The organism is Sulfuricaulis sp. (genome assembly GCF_049587675.1).
In the GTDB taxonomy this organism is placed as follows: domain Bacteria; phylum Pseudomonadota; class Gammaproteobacteria; order Acidiferrobacterales; family Sulfurifustaceae; genus Sulfuricaulis.
Genome location: NZ_JBAVEJ010000179.1, coordinates 1 through 4,521, shown reverse-complemented (window position 1 = coordinate 4,521; position 4,521 = coordinate 1). Strand labels below are relative to the sequence as shown.

5 protein-coding genes are annotated in these 4,521 nt (G+C 61.0%); 4 read left to right on the top strand and 1 reads right to left on the bottom strand.

Annotated features, from left to right (window positions below; translation table 11 throughout):
- The 4 genes from trhA to WB402_RS09145 form a co-directional block, all read left to right on the top strand.
- Window positions 1–276 (top strand): PAQR family membrane homeostasis protein TrhA (trhA, locus tag WB402_RS09160; protein ID WP_424207113.1); only part of this gene is annotated, 276 nt, incomplete at its 5' end.
- Window positions 277–510: 234 nt separating this feature from the next.
- Entirely contained in the window at window positions 511–831 is a 321-nt protein-coding gene (locus WB402_RS09155; RefSeq protein WP_424207111.1) for a hypothetical protein, read from the top strand.
- 101 nt (window positions 832–932) lie between these two features.
- Entirely contained in the window at window positions 933–2,375 is a 1,443-nt protein-coding gene (locus WB402_RS09150; RefSeq protein ID WP_424207109.1) for a cytochrome C, read from the top strand.
- 69 nt (window positions 2,376–2,444) lie between these two features.
- Window positions 2,445–2,999, top strand: coding sequence for a hypothetical protein (locus WB402_RS09145; protein ID WP_424207107.1), 555 nt, complete (start codon window positions 2,445–2,447; stop codon window positions 2,997–2,999).
- A gap of 65 nt (window positions 3,000–3,064) precedes the next feature.
- On the opposite strand, the gene WB402_RS09140 is transcribed toward WB402_RS09145, so the two are convergent.
- A partial coding sequence (locus WB402_RS09140; protein ID WP_424207105.1) for a thiamine pyrophosphate-dependent enzyme occupies window positions 3,065–4,521 on the bottom strand: 1,457 nt, incomplete at its 5' end.

Here is a 4,521-nt window from a genome sequence, read left to right as displayed (position 1 = left end):
GTACTCGAGTTCCTGCCGCGTCGCGGCGCGCGGATACTGCCAGTGGTGATTTATGTCCTCATGGGCTGGCTCGTGCTCATCGCTCTGAAGCCGCTGTTGCAGGCCCTGCCGTGGGCGGGATTTGTCTGGCTGCTGCTGGGCGGGCTGTTCTACACCTTCGGCATCGTTTTCTACGCTTTGGACGCGAAGCTGCGGCACGCGCATGGCGTCTGGCATCTGTTCGTGCTGGCCGGCAGCGTCAGCCATTTCTTCGCCATTTACCTTTACGTGGCTTAGTCCATCCGCTCCCGGCGCGGCGTGTCATTCCTGCGCGTCGTGTTCCGATACTTTCAGTTCGAACGAGGCCTATTGATTCATATCAAAGATAACAGGTACGGAACGGATAGATTGAATAAAATCGTCGGACTAATTAAATTGACATTGCGTGAAGAAAGCAACACAGCCGCGATGAGAAACACTGCCACGAAATACCTGATCTGTATTCTGGCCGCTTGGATCGGATCAGGGTGTATGACGCTGTCGACCGCCGGAGTTGCCGCGGAACGTCTGGCGGCCGGCATGACGAACGTCGACTATCGCGCGGCGGATCAGGTCACGTCGGCCACGATGCCCGACCGGCGCGGGAATGGCGATGATTCAATAAGCCTTGATGACCAGGATGCCGTGGATTCCGATGCCGCGGCACCCACCGGCTTGGAGGACCCGCAACCCCTTGGTCTTGCCCCCGAAGTACCGCATCGACGCGTTGCCATATATGGGCACGTCCGCCCAGTCTACGTCGCGTCCTTTGTGGAGCCCCGTTTCCTGAGATACGGTCGTCTCCTGAACTAGTTTTTTGCCCTCGTCGTCTGCCTGGTGGTTGGCACGCGATGCCAACGCCAGCGCATAAACAGTTTTTTCCAGATTTAACTGTTTTGCTTGAGGGCATAACCATGAAACTCTTCATTAATCATTTCATCGCCATCACGGTATTGATGGGCGCGATGCTGTTGGGCTTCACGCCCGACGCCCACGCCGTACCAAGCTACGCCCGCCAGACGGGCCTGCCCTGCGCCACGTGCCACAGCACATATCCCGAACTTACCTCGTTCGGCCGGCTGTTCAAACTGAACGGCTACGTGACCACGGGTTTGAGTCAGATCCAGTCGCCGGCGGGCGGCGGGCTCAAGATCAACGAAGTCCCGCCGCTGTCGGCGATGTTCGTGACCTCGCTCACCAATTTGAACAAGTCCTTGAGCGATCCCGTCAATGGCGACAACACGCAGAACGGCGGTTGGGGCTTCCCGCAACAGCTTAGTTTCTTCTTCGCCGGCGAGATCTCCGATCATATGGGAACGTTTTCGCAGATCACTTACACGCATGCTGACGATCACTTCTCGATCGATAATGTCGACTTCCGCTATGCCAATCAGGGAACCGTGGGCGGAACGAACGCGATCTACGGCCTGACGTTCAACAACAGCCCGACCGTCGAGGATCCCTATCAGGGCACACCCGCGTGGGGTTTCCCGTTTGTCAGCTCCGATATCGCACCGGGTCCAATCGCCAGTACGCTGATTGATGGCGGGCTGGCGCAGGATGTGGTCGGCATCGGCGGGTACACCATGTTCGACAACCACTGGTACGCGAACTTCAGTCTCTACCGTTCCGAGCATGTGGGCGTGGCCGAGCCGTATGGCAGCAGCATGGACATTCCCACGATCAAGGGCGTGGCGCCGTATCTCCGGCTCGCCTACCAGACCAATTTCGGTGACAACTTCCTCGAGGTCGGCGCCTATGGCCTGTGGGTGGACATCTCACCGAATACGGTTGGTACCGCCGACAAGTACGTCGACACCGCGGTCGATGCCCAATACGAGCGCAATCTAGCGAGCGGCAACTCAATCGTGGTCCGCGGCACTTATATCCGAGAGAAGACGACCTTCGATGCCAGCCACAATCTGGCGGTGCCAACCGTGTCCAACTCTTCGGACAATCTCAATACCTTCAAGTTGAACGGCGAATATCACTTTGGCGTCAGCGGCGCCGCCACGGTCGGTGTATTCCGCACCACCGGCAGTACCGACATGACGCGTTACCCGACCTCGCAAAACCCGGCTCTGGTCGGTAGCGGTTGCGGTGTTGCAAATCCCGATCCAGTTACGGGCGCAGTAACCGCCTGCGATCCGGCACCCGGACTCGGCAGCGCCAACGGCAGTCCTGATAATGCGGGCTGGATCCTGCAGGGCACCTATCTGCCGTGGCAGAACGTGCAGTTCGGTGTGCAGTACACGGCTTACAACAAGTTCAACGGCGCCTCCGACAATTACGACGGGCTCGGGCGCAAGGCGTCGGACAACAACACGCTGTATGCCTACGGCTGGTTCATGTGGTAAACGAACGGTAATAGTGCTTGACGGTGCGGGATCGATCCCGCACCGTCCTTTCAGCTGGAGGAATTAATCATGATTACCGACGTTCCCAAGGCAGAGTGGATCTTCGTGCGCGTGGTTGGCGCATTTTCGTTCCTGACCATCCTGGCGTTCGCCGTTGCTGTGCCTGCGTCGGCGCGGGCCAATGATGCCGACTGCCAGGCGCTCATGGCGCAACTGCAACGACTCGAGGCCCAGATTCGCACGCTCGATGCCAAGGTATCAGCGCTCGAGCAAGCCCGGACAGTGGGCACACCGACCACGGTCGCGACACCCTCAGTGCCTGCATCGGTTGCAGTTGCCCCAGCGCCAGTCGCCACGAGTTCGGAAGTCGCGGCTCAGGCTGCGGCCCAGTTGCGTCGGGAGGACGCGGCGGTACTTGAAGGCTGGAAAAGAATTGAGCGTGGTCTCGGTCGGGACGAGGTAACGCGACTGCTCGGTGCGCCGCAACAGACGTTTGACCTGAGCGGTAATAAAGTGTGGTACTACTATTATCCTGCAGGCGGCAGCGGCTCGGTGTTATTTAATCCGGGCGGTCGCGTGGTGGGTTATCAGACTCCGCCGTCTTCCGGTTTCCGCCTGTACTGAGCCGATGATCGACGTGGTCACCGGGATCACCCGCCAGTCGATGCCACGGCTTATTGCAACTTCAGCTACGCTTCGGATGGACGCAAACCCGCCAGTTCCTGCAGCAATCGCCAATTTTTGAGGCGGTCCTCCTGCGCCTTGAGCAGTTCCGGCGACGGCATGCCGTCGCGGTCGAAGTGCTTGGCGAAACGGCCTTCGGTGCGCGCGAAAGTGGTAAAGTTGACGGTCTCGCCCTTGGGCGTGACGTACCAGTCGTCCTTGCGCGCCGGATTGCCCTGCAAGCTCAGACGCTGCTTGAGGGATTCGCCCGCGCGCGGGTCGTAGACGAGCAAGGGAAACGCGCGCGCGTCCACCGCGAGCTTGGCCTGGCCGAAGGCGGCGGCGTCGCCGATGCCGTGCTCCGGCATGCACGGGGCGTATACCACCACCACCGCCGGCCCCGGGTAGGCGTTGGCCGCGATGATCGCGCGGTAGAAGTGGTTGATGTGCGCCGCCGTGGTCTGGGCCACGAACACGTCCGGATGCATCATCGCGATCTGCGCCAGTTCCTTGCGACGCTCGGATTTGCCGTGCTGCGTTTTGCCGTAGCCCGACATCTTGGAATCCTGGGAAAGAAACGTGGATGTCGAGGCCTGGCCGCCGGTGTTGGAATACACCTGCGTGTCGAGCACCAGCACCTTGATGTCCATCCCGCTCATGAGCATGCGCGACAGCGACTGGAACCCGATGTCGAGCATGGCGCCGTCGCCACCCAGCACCCACAGGCGCTTGTCCTTCAATCCGCGTCCGTTCCATTCGGCGCGGATGCCCATGGCCACCGCGGGCGCGTTTTCGAACAGCGAATTGGTCCACGGCACGCGGTAGGGATTGTACGGGTAGGTCGAGCCGAACACGGTGTTGCAGCCGGTGGCCGCGACCAGGCCCACCGAGTTCTCACCATGCACGAAGGAAGTCGCGGTCAGCATCATGCGGATGGCGGTGGCCTCGCCGCAACCCATGCACGAGGCCGCGCCGCCGCAGTACAGGTGCGTGGATTCCCGCAGCATCATGTCCGACAGCACCTTGTCCTGGATGTAGTCGCGCGGCGTGTCGGGGAGTTCGCGGAAAAGCCGGGTGGCGGCGCGGTATTGCGCCAGATTCACATCGGTCTTGGGGATCATCCGCAGCGCCTGATGATCGCCGCAGGCGGCGACGCATTCGCCGCAGCCTTTGCACTTGCCGGGGTCGGTGATGAGATAGAACATACCGCCTTCCTTGCCCTTGCGCGCCGGCACGTCGAAGTATTTCGTGGTCCGGGCGAACTGACCCGCGATGAAATCTCCGTGCCCGGCCATTTTGAGTTTTTCGGACAGCGCCGCGTGGTCGCTGGCCGGCACGATCTTGGCCAGGATCGCGGTGTCGGGACATTGGGTGACGCACTCCATGCAGCCGACGCACTTTTCCGCCTCGAGCAGCGGCAGGTCCGGCGCGATCGTTGAAAAGTCGCGCAGCGCGCCGGTGGCCGGCGGCATCAACGACAGCG